Origin of the sequence: Alistipes sp. (genome assembly GCF_020026455.1) — a bacterium.
Lineage (GTDB): Bacteria > Bacteroidota > Bacteroidia > Bacteroidales > Rikenellaceae > Alistipes.
This window is the reverse complement of sequence record NZ_JAHHQJ010000002.1, coordinates 35,113-50,456: the sequence shown is the minus strand read 5'-3', so window position 1 is coordinate 50,456 and position 15,344 is coordinate 35,113. Positions and strand designations below refer to the sequence as shown.

General features: G+C 52.2%; 10 protein-coding genes and 1 riboswitch. Of the genes, 6 read left to right on the top strand and 4 right to left on the bottom strand.

Going from position 1 to position 15,344, the window contains the following annotated elements; all coding sequences use genetic code 11:
- Position 1: 1 nt before the first annotated feature.
- On the bottom strand, positions 2 to 1,666 hold the full coding sequence (locus QZ460_RS01470; RefSeq protein WP_290539813.1) for a DUF4465 domain-containing protein: 1,665 nt from the start codon (positions 1,664 to 1,666) through the stop codon (positions 2 to 4).
- 186 nt (positions 1,667 to 1,852) lie between these two features.
- Positions 1,853 to 2,066, bottom strand: a riboswitch (cobalamin riboswitch).
- 429 nt (positions 2,067 to 2,495) lie between these two features.
- Between QZ460_RS01470 and QZ460_RS01465 the strand changes: the two genes are divergently transcribed.
- From QZ460_RS01465 to QZ460_RS01440, 6 genes are all read left to right on the top strand, one after another.
- On the top strand, positions 2,496 to 3,092 hold the full coding sequence (locus QZ460_RS01465) for an RNA polymerase sigma-70 factor (protein ID WP_290539812.1): 597 nt from the start codon (positions 2,496 to 2,498) through the stop codon (positions 3,090 to 3,092).
- 106 nt (positions 3,093 to 3,198) lie between these two features.
- The gene (locus QZ460_RS01460) at positions 3,199 to 4,119 is read left to right on the top strand and encodes a FecR family protein (RefSeq protein WP_290539811.1); all 921 of its coding nucleotides are present in this window, start codon (positions 3,199 to 3,201) and stop codon (positions 4,117 to 4,119) included.
- Positions 4,120 to 4,300: 181 nt separating this feature from the next.
- A complete protein-coding gene (locus QZ460_RS01455; RefSeq protein ID WP_290539810.1) occupies positions 4,301 to 7,594 on the top strand; it encodes a SusC/RagA family TonB-linked outer membrane protein in 3,294 nt (1,097 codons plus the stop codon).
- 28 nt (positions 7,595 to 7,622) lie between these two features.
- A complete protein-coding gene (locus QZ460_RS01450) occupies positions 7,623 to 9,257 on the top strand; it encodes a SusD/RagB family nutrient-binding outer membrane lipoprotein (protein ID WP_290539809.1) in 1,635 nt (544 codons plus the stop codon).
- A gap of 32 nt (positions 9,258 to 9,289) precedes the next feature.
- Positions 9,290 to 10,462, top strand: a complete 1,173-nt coding sequence (locus tag QZ460_RS01445; protein WP_290539808.1) for a glycoside hydrolase family 18 — start codon at positions 9,290 to 9,292, stop codon at positions 10,460 to 10,462.
- A gap of 27 nt (positions 10,463 to 10,489) precedes the next feature.
- Positions 10,490 to 11,674 carry a DUF1735 domain-containing protein gene (locus tag QZ460_RS01440; RefSeq protein ID WP_290539807.1) on the top strand — a complete coding sequence of 395 codons (1,185 nt, stop codon included), beginning with the start codon at positions 10,490 to 10,492 and terminating at the stop codon, positions 11,672 to 11,674.
- Between the two features lie 241 nt (positions 11,675 to 11,915).
- Here the strand turns inward: QZ460_RS01440 and QZ460_RS01435 are convergent, their stop codons facing one another.
- From QZ460_RS01435 to QZ460_RS01425, 3 genes are read right to left on the bottom strand one after another with little or no spacing between them, the layout of a single operon-like run.
- The gene (locus QZ460_RS01435) at positions 11,916 to 12,854 is read right to left on the bottom strand and encodes a protein DA1 (RefSeq protein WP_290539806.1); all 939 of its coding nucleotides are present in this window, start codon (positions 12,852 to 12,854) and stop codon (positions 11,916 to 11,918) included.
- On the bottom strand, positions 12,851 to 13,579 hold the full coding sequence (locus tag QZ460_RS01430; RefSeq protein ID WP_290539805.1) for a hypothetical protein: 729 nt from the start codon (positions 13,577 to 13,579) through the stop codon (positions 12,851 to 12,853). Before QZ460_RS01430 ends, QZ460_RS01435 begins: the two co-directional genes overlap by 4 nt.
- A gap of 9 nt (positions 13,580 to 13,588) precedes the next feature.
- Complete coding sequence (locus tag QZ460_RS01425; protein ID WP_290539804.1) at positions 13,589 to 15,331, bottom strand: hypothetical protein; 1,743 nt, start codon at positions 15,329 to 15,331, stop codon at positions 13,589 to 13,591.
- Positions 15,332 to 15,344 lie beyond the last annotated feature (13 nt).

Here is a 15,344-nt window from a genome sequence, read left to right as displayed (position 1 = left end):
CCTATTCGAATCGCACCGCCAGGTCGTCCCACGCGAAATAGGCCGGTTGGCTGAATCCGTAACCGTTGTCGCTGTCACCCGTGACATTGAATTCGATCCGGCTCACCTTCCCCAGCTCGGAGAGATCCCACTTCTGCCAGTCGATGACGGTGCGTTTGTAATTGGCGATTTCGAAAGTCGGTCGCACGGAAGTGATCTCCTTGCCTTCGGCGTCGAATCCGATTGCCACCAGTCGGACAAATCCGTCCGGTCCGACGGGGTCGGTGAGGCCGTTGCCGCTTACCACACACTTGAGCAGATAGGTGGTTGCCGTAACGTACATGTGGTCGACGACACGTGCTACGTCGTCTTTGAACCAGATGGCCTGGAGCTTGGTACCTCCATAGCCGGACTCGTCCCGATAGCCATAATGGACGCAGAAATTCCGGGAACCGTTGTGACCTCCGAACCCGGTTTCGGGGTGCCGGTAATAAACAGCCAGCTGGCGCTCGAAAGTGCCGTTGTCGATATTCGTCTCCACATAGTTGGAGATGGCTTCGCCGCCACCCCAGTATTTGTGGTCGCCCCATTCGTCGGTCAGCTGATGCATGATTTCCGTGTTGCCCTGATCATACCAGTTGTAAACCTTGTCTGTGGACGGATAAAGCAGCGGCCCGTTGTACTGGGGCGTATCGATCAGCGAGGACCAGTAGTTGGCCCCCTGCGCTCCCTTGTAATCATCGTCCTCAAAAGTGAGGTATCGCAGTTCATAGCTGCCTGCGGAGACATATATCGAGGCTGTTGCCACAGCACCGTCGCTGCCGACAACACTCACGGTTACGGTCCCTTCGAGTTCCCATCCATCCGACTTCGGCGCTATGATGCGCAGACGTCCCTTATTCTCTTTAAAACTTGCGCTGACCGTCCAGTCCATAGGCCCGGTGGCTCCTCCGGCGAGGGCCACTGCATTCTCGGTTGCGAATTGGAAAACACGCGTTTGGCCGTATTGGAAATATTCGGTCGGCTCGGCGTCTATCTCGATGCTTGCATTCAATCGTTTCACCACGTCGATCGTAGTCCCGTCGGCAAGATGGAACGTGTAATAGCGGCCATTGTCCACGACATCGGTGAAAAGATAGGTATACCCTTCGGTTGTGGCCGGCAAATCCTTCCCATTCCACTGAACCCGGACACCGTTTACCGTCCAGTAACCTTCTGCGTCTACACCGATCTCCGGAGTGGCTCCGTCCTTGCCCGTAACAGGGATCTTCTGGGTTTTGGCATCGTCGGCATACATGAAATCGGTTTTTCCGTCGATCGTGACTGCCCAATAGTAGACCCCTTCTTCTTCCTGTACGGTAATTATCGGAGCTTGGGCATCCTTTCCGTTTTGTCCGTCCTTTCCGTGATACAGCTCGATGATTTTTCCGCTGCCGAAGGTTACGATCCAGCCTTTTCCGGAATCCATTGCGGAAAATCCCGTAATGGGGTCGCCGACATCTATCGCATTGATCAGTCCCTCAAGCCGGGTGATATCCTTGTTCATTTGAGCGAGGGTATTTTCCAGGCTGCTCACCCGACCGTCCAAGTCGTTCACTTTGTTCCACAGGTCGTCGTCGTCATACGAGCAACTCCACATCGCAACGCCGAACAGGGCAATTGCCAAAAGGGTACATAGTTTTTTCACCTCTGTTGTATTTTAAGTTTGACAAATAAAAAAACACCCGGAACCCCTTCGGGATACGGAACAACAGAATTTCAAAACGGATTCACCTCCTTTCGCAGGACTGTCTCGGAAAGCTCATTTTGGACTGGCATGCAGGATGCAGGGGTAATCGCAGTTTTGATTTTCACCCGTACTCCCGCAGGTTGCAAATCCTAATAAGGCATCGGCAGGTCTTCTGACTCGTTCCGGTTTCACGCCTTCCCGGCCCAGCGGCCAGTGGCAAAGAATGTAAAACCTTTTGCGCCCCATCTTCGGGGCAGGAACTCACAGCAACGGGTATTGTCGCAGATTCTCACTGCATTCCCTTTTCATTCCTCGTCGCGCAACCGGCGATTCGGAAACCTTTGCAACAGCAAATATATAAAAAAAAGATGAAAAACAACATTTGTCGCAACTCTTGCCGTCAGAAAGGGACCCAAAGACCGGTCCAGGACGGAAAACGAGAATAACAACCAATTAGGAATCAACGCGTTTACCCTATCACAAAAAGTCCGAAAAATAAATATCTGACGGGATGTGTTTCCTTTTCGGATGCCAGAAAAGGGTGCGGTCGGTCGCAGGAAAAGTCGCCCAAATCCCTGCAAACCGTTTGCAGTTGTCGAAATATTTTGCGAATATTGCATACAGGTTGTGCATGCGTGAGTTGGCCTTCAATTGGCTGAATGCAGACAATAGGCTGATAATCAGCCCACACACAACTTTTTAGGCATGAGCCCTTTTTAATTTTAATTCCGCCAACGGCTTTTCACATATATTTGTTTTATGAAGCAGGACGCATTTTAGATGATTCATGGAGATTCTGGACGACAATAGATTGACCAGTGCGGAATTGAGCACGATTTACTCCGAATATTATCAGAAACTTGTCATTATAGCACTCAGATACGTACGGGCGAAATCCGCCGCTGAGGACATAGTGACAGACAGTTTCGTGTCGTTTTGGGAGCATCGTGACAAATTCACGCGCGCGGACAACAAAATCGGCTATCTGTTGACCATCGTCAAGCACAACTGCATGAACTACCTGCACCGCCAGCAGAGTTTCTACAAAATCGAGCAGCAGCTCGGCTGCGAAAACCAACGGATGCTCAACGAGAGCATCCGCGCACTGGGAAACTTCGAACCCACGACCTTCTACGCCACGGAGGTGCAGCAAATCATACGCCGCGAACTCGACAAACTGCCCGAACTGACACGCAAGATATTCGAGCAAAACCGTTTTATGGACAAAACCTACGACGAAATAGCCGAAGAACTGGGCATCACACGCCGCAAAGTCACATCCGAGATCCAAAACGTATTGGCCATCATGAGAAAAGCCTTGGCCGAATACCTTCCCGTCGCAGGCCTTATCTCGGTTATCCTGAACAACTTGCACAAATATTAATTTATTTAAATTATTATTAAATATATTTATTTTGCAAAAACCCTTATTTTCGATGTAAGGTTTTTGTACAGAATTGTTATATAAAAGTATGGACAACGAAACATTATTGAAATATTTAAAATGCGAGACCTCTGCCGAGGAGGAGAAGGCCGTTCTCGACTGGCTCGATGAAGATGAGGCACACCGCCGCGAACTCGACGCCCTGAGCGTGATTTTTTCGGCCATGGTGCTGAACATGCCCCCGAAATCCCCGGCGACGGGCCTCCGCCGCCCGTTCTGGCGACGCATCGCAAACCGTGCGGCCGCCGTTGCTGCCGTGATAGCCCTCGCGGCGGGTGTCGGCTTCCAGGTCTCCAACAACCGGATAGAACGCCTCGCACAACAAATGGTAACTGTGGAGGTGCCCAAGGGACACCGAATGGACATGACCCTGCCCGACGGCACGGAAATCCGCCTGAATGCAGGATCCAAATTGGAATATCCGACGCTATTTTCGTCCGAAAGCCGCCGCGTCAAACTGTCGGGCGAAGCCGTGTTCGATGTGGCCAGGGACACGAAACGCCCCTTCACGGTCAATACCTACGCGTGTGACATCAAAGTCCTGGGCACGAAATTCTGCGTCAATGCCGACGAAGCCAACGAGCGCTTCACGACCCTGCTCATGAGGGGTTGCGTCAAGATCGAGCACCTGCTCGCCGGCGATGCCGACATCATCATGTATCCCTATGACTATGTGAAACTGGAAGGCAAGACCCTCAAGCGGCAGCGGGTCGATCATTTCGATTCGGTATTGTGGACCGACGGAATCATCAGCTTGCAGGACACCTCGTTCGAGGAGCTTATCGCCCGCTTCGAGAAGGCCTACAACATCGACATCATCGTCCAGAGAGACCGCCTCCCCCACTTGTACTGTCGCGGCAAGATCCACATCTCCGACGGTATCGAACACGCCATGAAGATTCTCCAGATAGACGCCGACTTCGACTACGAATACGATGCCAACGCGGCGCGTCTGATTATCCGATAACGCACAACCCAAAAACCAACATCCGTAACCTACTAAAAACGAGAAGCCTATGTAACACGCCAACCCGATGAGCCCAACAAACCGTGGATAAAAAAGAGGTTGCGAATCTCAACCACTCGCAACCCCGGGCCACTAAAAACTACATCCAAAATGATTTTTAATGACTTTTAACCGTAAAATTATGAATAAAAAGAGTATTCAGCAAATAAAAATGCTGTTTACATGCCTGTTCGCCTTTGTAGCGACATTCGTCCCCGACATGGTAATGGGTCAGAATGTCAAAGTGACACTGAACAAATCCAATGTCTCTCTGGAGCAGGTAATGAATGATATCGAAAAGCAGACCAAGTATCTTTTCATCCACCACGAGAATCTGGATCTGCAACATTCGTGCAGCGTCAACGCCGACAACGAACCCCTGCACTCGGTTCTGAACAAAATATTTGCCCAGTTCGACATCGCTTATACCATTACGGGCACCAACATCATCCTGAAGCAGCTGTCGAACGAACCCGTCAAAGTCTTAGGCCGCATCGTCGACGGCAACAACATGCCCATCGTCGGAGCGAGCGTGCTGGTGAAGGGTACCACCATCGGAACCACCACCGACATCGACGGCAACTACGAAATCACCGTCCCCGGCCCTGCCAACGCCAAGGAGCTGGAGGCCAGCTACCTCGGCTACGAGACCGTGGCACAGGCGGTCGGCACCCGCACGCGCATCGACTTCACACTGCAGGACGCCGCAACATCGGTCGACGCCGTGGTTGTCACCGCACTGGGTATCAAGCGTTCGGAGAAGGCCCTCTCGTACAATGTGCAGAAAGTCGGTGCCGACGATATCATCAGCGCCAAGGACGCCAACTTCATGAACTCGCTGAACGGCAAGGTTGCCGGCGTCAACATCTCGAAGAGCTCCAGCGGTGTGGGCGGCGCAACGCGAGTCGTCATGCGAGGCAACAAGTCCATTGCCGGCAGCAACAACGTATTGTATGTGATCGACGGTGTCCCCATCGGCAACCAGGCCGACCGCGAGGGCGACGGTTCGACGTTCGAATCCCCGGCATCGGGCGAGGGTATCGCCAACTTCAACCCCGACGACATCGAATCCATCTCGGTGCTGACCGGACCTTCGGCTGCCGCTCTTTACGGTGCAAACGCCGCCAACGGTGTGATTCTGATCAACACCAAGAAAGGTAAGGAGGGCGATCTGAAAGTCAATTTCTCGACCGCCGTGGAGATGTCGAATCCCTACATCCTGCCCGAGTTCCAGAACACCTACGGCAACCTCGCAGGCCAGTACACCTCCTGGGGAGACCGGCAGCCTTCCAGCGGCTTTGCCCCCGTGGACTTTTTCCAGACCGGAGTCACCTTCAACAACTCGGTGAACCTCTCGGCCGGTACGGAGAAGAACCAGACCTATTTCTCGGCTTCGGCCGTCAATGCGGAGGGCAACGTCGAGAACAACAAGTACCACCGCTACAACGTGACGTTCCGCAACACCGCCAGGATGGTCAAGGACAAGCTGACCCTCGACCTGAGCGCCAACTACGTGCGCGAGTTCTCCAACAACATGGTATCGTCGGGACGTTACTTCAACCCCATCGTCGGCGTGTATCTCTATCCGCGAGGCATGAACTTCGCCTCGGAACGCTATTTCGAGCGCTACGATGCGGAGGTGGGCTATAACCGTCAGGTCTGGGGCCCCGGCTCGATGGGTCTCGACGTGCAGAACCCCTACTGGATCATGTACCGCAACATCCGCCCCGTGACCAAGGACCGCTACATGATTACCGGTAGCCTGAAGTGGCAGATTATCGATTGCCTGAACCTCACGACCCGTGTGCGTATGGACAATACCTACACCGAAAGCGAGGACAAGCGCTATGCCTCCACGGTGAAGACCTTTGCCGCGGAGAAGGGCCGTTACAAGTACACCAGCGAGATCTACCGCCAGAAGTATGCCGACATCATGCTGAACTTCGACAAGCAGTTCGCCGAGAAATACCACGCGACCATCAATGCCGGAGTTTCGTTCGAGGAGTACGACACCAAAGGACACGGCTTTGGCGGCGAGCTGCTCACCCTGCCCAATGTCTTCACCTGGGGCAACGTCAACCACGGTCTGGCCGAGGCATCGCAAACCGGCGGCAACAGCCGTACCAAACAACTTGCCTCGTTCCTGTCGGCCGAGTTGTCGTGGAACGCAGCCCTCTACCTCACCCTCACGGGCCGTGCCGACAGGCCTTCGCAGCTGGTCAACGCCAAGAACGAGTGGGTGCTCTATCCCTCGGTAGGCCTTTCGGCCATCGTCACCGAGCTGCTGCCCTCCTCCTGGAAGGAGCGGATGGCCAGGACGCTGACCTTCTTCAAGGTTCGCGGTTCCTACACCGAGGTGGGTTCTCCCATTCCCTTCACGGGTCTTACCCCCGGCACCGTGACCCACGAGATCGAGGGCGGAGCCATCAAGCCCTTCGAGTTCTATCCGCTGGATAACTTCAAGCCGGAACGCACCCGTTCGTGGGAGGTAGGTTTCGACTCCCGCTGGTTCAACAGCATGGTGACCTTGAGCGTGACCTACTACCACTCGAACACCCTCAACCAGTTGCTGAAGGCCGACCTGCCGATTTCGTCGGGCTACAAGTACATGTACTTCCAGGCGGGCAACGTGCAGAACTGCGGTCTTGAGATGACTTTGGGCTTCGACAAGACCTGGGGCAAGTTCAACTACAACACCACCTTCACCGCCACCACCAACAAGAACGAGATCAAGAAGCTGGCATCGAACGTGAAGAACCCCGTCACGGGCGAAATCATGGACCTCAGCGACATCAAGATGGGCCGTTTCCGTCTGCGCGAGGGCGGTCAGATCGGCGACATGTACGACGAGCGCCGCGTGGCACGCGACGAGGAGGGCTACATCGCCTACACCCCCGGTCAGAAAATCAACCTCGAGACCACCGATCCCTACAAAATCGGCACCGTGAATCCCAAGTGGAATCTGGGCTGGAGAAACGGCTTCAGCTACAAGGGCTTCCACCTCAATGCGCTGTTCACGGCCCGCATCGGCGGCCATGCGATCTCCCACACCCAGGACTACATGGACTACTTCGGTGTGTCGAAGGCTTCGGCCGACGCCCGCGACCTGGGCTACGTCATGCTGGGCAACATCAAGATGGAGCCCAAGGACTTCTACGACACCGTACACGGTCTGGACGCCTACCACGTATATTCGGCGACCAACGTCCGCCTGCAGGAGCTGACCTTCGGCTACACCTTCCCCAACCGGTGGTTCCGCAACGTGCTGAAGAATGTCACCCTGTCGTTCTACGGCACCAACCTCTGGATGATATACAACAAGGCGCCGTTCGATCCCGAGTTGACCGCAGCCACCGGCACCTACGGTCAGGGGCTCGACTACTTCATGAACCCCAGCAACCGCACCTACGGCTTCAGCCTGAAGTTCTCATTCTAACAACAACGAACCTGAAACTTAGCAGATCATGAAAATCACAAAATATTTTTTGGTCCTCGCCGTGGCTGTTGCAGGCATCTCTTGCGATGACTTCGAAGACATCAACAAGAGTACCACCGGCGTCACCGACAAGGAACTGGGCACCCTGCTCTATCAGACCAAGCTGACCGAAATCCAGAAATACGTCATTCCGATCGGCAGCCCCGCACAGACGACCGGCCCGGGTAACGATTTGGGTGTTACCGACGTCATGTCGTCGGGCAGCTACATTGGCTACTTCGGCATGAACAACAACTGGGGCTTCGGAACGGAGGCTACCTGGGACTTCAAGCCCAACCGCATGGACTACGCGCTGGAGATCCTCTACGCACGCCTTTACAGCATCTGGACCACCATTGCTCCCCTGCGCGAATCGACCGACGTTGCCGACCAGAATGTCGTGGCTCTTTTCGACCTGATCAAGATCGCCGGCTGGCTGCGTACCACCGATGTTTTCGGTCCCATGGTCTACACCAATGCCGGCAACGGAGACATCGCTCCGAAGCTCGATTCGCAGGAGACCGTCTACAAGGCGATGCTCGCCGATCTCGAAAAGATTTCGAAGACCCTCAATGCCGCTACCGCACGCATCATGGCCAATGCCGACATGATTTACGCCGGTGATCCCCAGAAGTGGACCAAGTTCGCCAACTCGCTGATGTTGCGCCTTGCCGTCCGCACCCACTTCGTCGACAAGGATCTGGCACGCCAGTATATCGAAAAGGCTCTTGCTCCGGAAAACGGAGGTGTCATCGAGAGCATGGAAGACGAGGCCCGCCTGGGCGACTCCGGAGCCTTCCCCCTGCTCAACCCCTTCATCGCCATCATCGACTACAACGAGGAGCGGATGGGAGCAACCGCCTGGCACTACCTCAAGGGCTACAACGATCCCCGCATCGAAAAGTATTACACCAAGGGGGTGTGGAGAAATCGGGAAGAGTTTTTCTGTGTATGTCCTTCAAACAACGAAGGGAAGGCCGAGGGTAAAAACTCTCCTGAATTCGCATCAAAGCCTAATTTCGAGCCGAAGAGCCCCATCTACTGGTTCCGTGCTTCGGAAACGTTCTTCCTCAAGGCCGAGGCTGCTCTTTACAACTTGACCGATGGCGACGCACAGTCGTTCTACGAACAGGGAGTCAGGATGTCGTTGAAGGAGTGGGGAGTCGATGGCGAAGCCAACAGATACCTCAACCAGCAGAATGTTCGTATTCCCAAGCTCTCGAACACCGACTTCGATAACCCCACTTACGTTTATGGCAACGGATACTATAACTCGAATATCAACGAAGGCAACGTATCCCCCAAGTGGAGCAGCGAGAGTTCCGAGGAAAAACACCTGCAGCAGATTATCACCCAGAAGTACCTGGCACTCTACCCTAACGCCATCGAGGCTTGGACCGAGTACCGCCGTACAGGCTATCCCTTCCTGGCCAACAATCTGGTGGATTTCAGCCGCAAAATCAATAGCGACAAGTCGATCCGCACTCCCGAGCGTTTTATTTATTCGCCCAAAGAGTACTCTACCAACCCCAACATGCAGAGAGTGACCGAACTGCTGGGAGGTCCCGACGAAGGCGGCACCAAACTCTGGTGGGTGCGTAGCGACCGTCCGAAGCAGAACTAACAACTTACTAAACACTAAATCATCTTGACACTATGAAATTGCATCAATATATATTGTTCGGTATGATGTCCCTCGGAGCCGTATCCTGCTCGGATTGGACCGAAATAGAACGCGAGACATTCCCCGGGCAGGAGCAGATAAGCCGTTATATCCCGCTCATCGAGGCACAGTCGGAAGAGGATCTGACCCCCAAACAGCGCGAATTCTACAAGAAGTTGCGCGAGGAGTACCGGCCCTCGCCCCACGTGAAGGGCTTCGGCTGGTACGGTAACTGGACTGGCAAGGGTACCAATGCACAAAACTACCTGAAGATGCTGCCCGACAGCGTCGATTTCGTATCGTTGTGGGGAACTCGCGGCAACCTCTCGAAGGAGCAGAAGGCAGACCTGAAGTTCTTCCAGGATGTCAAGGGCGGTCAGGCGCTGCTCTGCTGGATTTGTCAGGACATCGGCTCGGCCATCACTCCCGAAGGCGAAGACATGAACACCTACTGGCATGAGTTGGCCAAGAAAAATGGAGCTACGGGAGGGTTCAAAGATATCGCCAACGAGGCTGCCAAACTTTATGCCCATGCCATCGCCGACACCGTGGTGAAGTACAACCTCGACGGGTTCGATATCGACTGGGAGCCCGGCTATGGTCACAGCGGTTCGCTGGCTACATCAGCAAGCCGCTCATCTATCGGCGAGGATAAGTATAATACCGAGGCTTACTGGTTCATCAAGACCCTGCGCGACCGTTTCGACGAGTTCGAGAAGACTCCCGAACGCAACGGTCGCCCCATGTTGCTCGTAATGGACGGCGAACCTTACTGTGCCGATACCGAAACATCGAAGATGCTCGACCACTACATCTACCAGGCATACTGGGAGGGGAGCCATCAAGCCGTGAAGAGTAAGATCAACCATCCCCATCTTGACGAGTGGGAACGCAAGACCATCATCACGGTGGAGTTCGAGCAATTGTGGCGCCAGGGCGGTAAGGTCGGCTACCGACCTGCCAACGAAGACTTGAAGAAGTACATCAATCTCAGCCAGTCCGTACAGTTGTTGGACTACGCCTGCATGGATCTCCCCAGTGGAAAGCGTATTGGCGGTGTGGGTACCTACCACATGGAGTACGACTTCAAGAACAGCCCCGAATACAAGTGGTTGCGCCTGGCACTCTATGTCGGCAACCAGGAATATCCCGGCAATTTCCAGTAACAGTTAAAATCTATTTGAACACGAATCATGAAAAAGATATTGATGACATTGGCAGCCGGAGTCATGGCGCTTACGGCCTGTCAAAATGAGTTATACAACAATCCTTTGGAGGATTTTGTGGCAGACCAGGGTGCCTACATCGACACCGAAGGTCCTATCCAGATCTTCGTCGAGGAAAACAAGGAGTATCACCTCAAGGATATCAAGATAGGACTCTCACAGAAGGGAGAGACGAATAACTTCGTATCGCTTACGGCCGGTAGCCAGGAACAACTTGACCGCTACAATGCAGCCAATGGCACTTCCTATCTGATGTTGCCCCCCGAAATGTATGATATTCCCTCCGAAATGGAGTTTAAGGCGTCGGTAACCAAGCAGATACTGCCAGTGACGCTCAAGGATATCCGTTTCTCGATGAAAGGAGAGTATGCCTTACCCGTGAGCGTTTCGGGCGGTAGTGTCGCAGCTATCCCCGGCTCGAACGAAGGCATCATCATTCTTGAGAAACTGACCCGCACCAAGGTACTTCGGTTCAACGGCAGCGACTCCGAGAATGCGCAGATGTTCCCCAACGATTTCAAGGTTGACTACTGGACCCTGGAGTTCATGATCAACCGGGATGAATACTTCCAAAACAATATGGCCATTGCCGGCACCAAGCTGGTAGAAAACGCCGGTCCCCACGACGAAATTTACACCCGTTTCGGTGACGTGACCATCGAGCCCAACCAGTTCCAAATCAAGACCGGTTCGTCGCAGATCGATGTCGACAAGAAGCTGTTCGCCGCCCAACCCAACACCTGGTATATGATTTCGATCGTCTATGACGGTAAATTCCACCGCATCTATGTCAATGGCGGTCTGGTGGCCGAGCAGGAGATTCGTTCGGGGGCTTACGGTCTGATCGGATTCTGGATTTCGGGTAAAAACCAATACATCCGCGAGGTCCGTTTCTGGGATTCGCCCCGTACCGAGCAGCAGGTGAAGAACTACGTTTGGAAGATGGTCAACCCCGAGGATGAAGGTCTGTTGCTCTACTATCCTTGCAACGGCAAGAAGCGCGACATGGACGGCAACATCACCGAGGATGTAAGCATGATTTGGAACTGGGCCACCAAGTACAAGAAGACGCATCCCGAAGCTGCCCTCGACCTTCCGGCCCAAGGCAGCTACCCTGAAAAAGAGTTCGTCTTCCCCTTGCAGAACGAGTAATTCCAAGTCGTCATCAGGACGACACCCGCTATCCTCCCCCGATGTTCCCGCAACATCGGGGGTTTTTATTGGCCTCTCCGAGGGGCCGCCCCCACCTGTCACTCCCCTGCCATCTCTTGCGCCCCCAAGGTCTATCTAACCCAATCTTTATATTCGCCGGTGATGGTTTCGATTGGAAGAGGCCCGCAATCAAACGGAATAAACGAAGTCTCCTCCGGAATTGTGCGACGGGATAGTCATGTCATATGCTCCGCCTCAAACGGGACAAGTAGTTATCCAAACCGATTTGATCGACCTCGCATTTGACATTTCTGAATCCCACACCATATACCGGATCGGGATTCTGCATCATACGCTTAATTAATGATGCCGAGTAATCCGTATCCACGGAGGAGAGCACCAAATAGGATGCATAATTGCACAAGCCCTCCAAATCGGCCTCTTTTTTTATCTCAATCCCATTTTGATTGATCCATGTGTGCATCATCTCATGACCAAGAACCTCGGCAAAATCGAGTTTTGAAAGCCCCTCAATGACATGGATCTCAAAAACCAGATCGCCATCGTCATAGGATGTTGTGTAGGCCAACCCAACAGCAGACGGGCTCCCCGATTCGGCCAACATTTGCGGTCTAGGAATAACATGCACCGGTATATGCGGCATATAATCTATGTCGTATGATTTGAAAACATCAATCACATAAGAATAGATTTGCGAAATATCTTTCGTGCTTTTGATATTGGGTTTATGCCACTCGCGGTCGGAAATGGATTGGGGCATGGTTGGCTTCGCCGGAATCTCCGTATCCGGTGGAGTTTCCGATTCTCCTGACGATTCTTCTGATACTGGGGGCAAATCTGGCGGAGTTGGAGTAGAGCTGGGCGGCAACTCTTTTTCCAGCATATCATTAATACACGTGCCGTCGGCCGTATAAAGCATCCCCCAAACAGTCGCATTTTCAGTGTCTCCGGCAATAGCATCGGCCGTAAAAATCACATCCTGCCATACAATATTTTCACATAGAAAATCATAGTTCCAACGCGAATTGAGCACATTGGACATTCGGATTCGTATTCCGGAAGATAATACGAGCGTGTTGCCAGACATCACCTCCACCACTTCTTCATAGGGAGAACATGCCGTGCATAACAAAACGATTGCGGTCAGGATATATCTCATATCTGGTCGTTGCTATTCCAGTCAATAACAGGGACGATGTGAACCAAAAAACGCTGATTGGCCGGATTAACCTTACCTTCGATGTAGTCCGGTTCACGAGGGGATCCAAATACCCCGCTTCCCGATACGATCAATTCACATCGCAATTCCGGACTCGTGAATGAAAGACCGCCATAGGCAACGTTGTTGGCCGGATTCAGCCAATACTCCCGGAGGGAAAGCGCGCGCAAGTAGCTCAACACGGCATTATGCTGTTCTGCACCACTTCTGGATGCTTGTCCCTCGATGACTATCAGGAATTTGATTGTAAATCGGTTATCCTTACCCTCAATGTATTTGATTCGGATATCGTCAATCGTCTTGATAACACTTTTTCCCACCTCCGCTATCTTCGAGACCACATCCTTGTTACTCAATCCCGACGGCAATTCATATTGATCGACAAGATACTCGAAATGAATTCTCAGAATGTGCTTTTGATATTTTGCATTATACTGGAAATATGAGTTGCTATCCAAAGATTGCAACGCCGTATTCATATCCTGGATGCGTTGATACTCCTCTTTCAGCACAGTCAGTTCACTGACTGCATCCGTGAGTTTCTTGTTATAATTTTTGAAAAGGAAGAATGAGACGACGAACAAGACGAGCGTGATGGCAAATAAGTTTGTCATCACATCGACATAACTGGGCCAGAAAAACTCCTTGGAATTATTTTTCTTCATGGGTTATCCCTATCTTTTCCTCGAAAAGGCCCGTCGATACCAGGGCTTTGACGATTTCGGAATATGGACTTGCGCCGACATCGTTGTGGTATTTCCGGATCCTTTGGAAGAGGAGTTCCGATATCTCATGTTTGCAGACAGGTTATCCAACGAGGACTTGATTTGCTCCAGGTAGCCATAGAGCTGACGGCCATCCGCCGGAGAGATCTTCGTACTGATCGTGTCCAGTTTAGCATTCATATCGGCAAGCTGACGCAGATACCCAATCGGATTCTCCTGCCCGTTTACAACCATCTCATTGAACACATCATTCCAAGAGGCGATAAAATGCTGAGCACTTGCGGTAATGGTCTCCATCTGGCTCCCCAAATATTTCTGCAGTCCGCTTTCAGCCAAGCCCAAATAATCCTTGACTGTTTGCTGGGCTTGCTCCATGGCCCTAATTTGGGCTTCGATATATTGGATACGGCCTTCGTTGCTGTCAAATTCATTGGCTGTAAACGATTCAACAAACTTCTCAATACGTTTGAATTGATCGAGAACGCTTTGTATGTATTCAAACATCTGACGGGGTTGAGCCACCAGCCCATTGAGCTTCTCCTGCGACTCCAGTGTGATATTGTTAAGTGTTTGCTGTGTCTCGGTGATAGCACGACCAAGATCCTCCTCCAGTTTGACAAGGCTCTCCCGACTCAACGTTTGGCTCTCGACCAATGCCTTTTGGGCATCAAGTATCGCGGCCTGATTAGACATGGCAACCTCCTGCCGTGTCGACAGTTCCTCGGCTTTCCGATCGACCTCATCCAGTACATCTCCCAATCCGACACACTTCTCTGCAGTCTTTGCAATATTGGTTAAGGTCTTATTGAACGCAGCGTTATTGAGTTTATCCAGTACCTCGTCCTGGCGACGCATCAACTCGGAATAGGTCGACGCTCCTTGAGCAAGCACGGCTATGGCTTGCTGGATTCCACCCAGATTCCTGGCAAGATTGGACCCGAATTCACGAGTAATTCCTTCGAATGTTGCCTTCAGCTCGGTATTCAAGCTTTTTACGGTCGTATTCAACGCTCCGATCGTCGTTCCAAGAGCACCTATCGATCGTTGTAATTCCTCTTTTAGCGTCTGCGCCAATGTTGATGGCAATTGAGGCAAGATGCTGGTCTGAAGAAAATTGAAAAAGGCATCCTTCTGACTTTCCAATAGAGCAGAGGTTGCAGCGGCTCGTTTATTGTTGACAGTCGTGTAGTACAGCCCAATAAAACTCGTCGCCATGGCAACAATGACACCGAAGATAAACACCGCGATTCCTTCGGCGTCGAACATATGGTCTTCGTTATTGGTGACCATCGAATAGACCAACCCACCGAGACCGCATCCAACACCTAAATAGGTACCCATCAATCCGATATACATCGGGAATGCTATCCGCGAGGTAGCCTCTTCGAACTCCTTATCGGTGATACGGTTGGTCGTATCTTTCATTATTCCCAAATCAATATTATCCCGATTCTTGTCGATATATTTATTGATTTGAGTACAGATTTGCCGATAGACTGTCGAGCCTTTGGTCGCCACAATCTGTGCGACATCCTCCGTTCCTCCGATCTCGTGTCCCTCCGGAGGGAAAATTTTCCGTATTTTTCGAATGGCGTTCTTAGTCGTCTTATGGAAATACAGCTGAAGAAGCCATATAACTATCAGTACAAAAACAGTGAAACTGTTGCTTAATATGAGTTGCAGAATATCCATATTCAATAGCCTA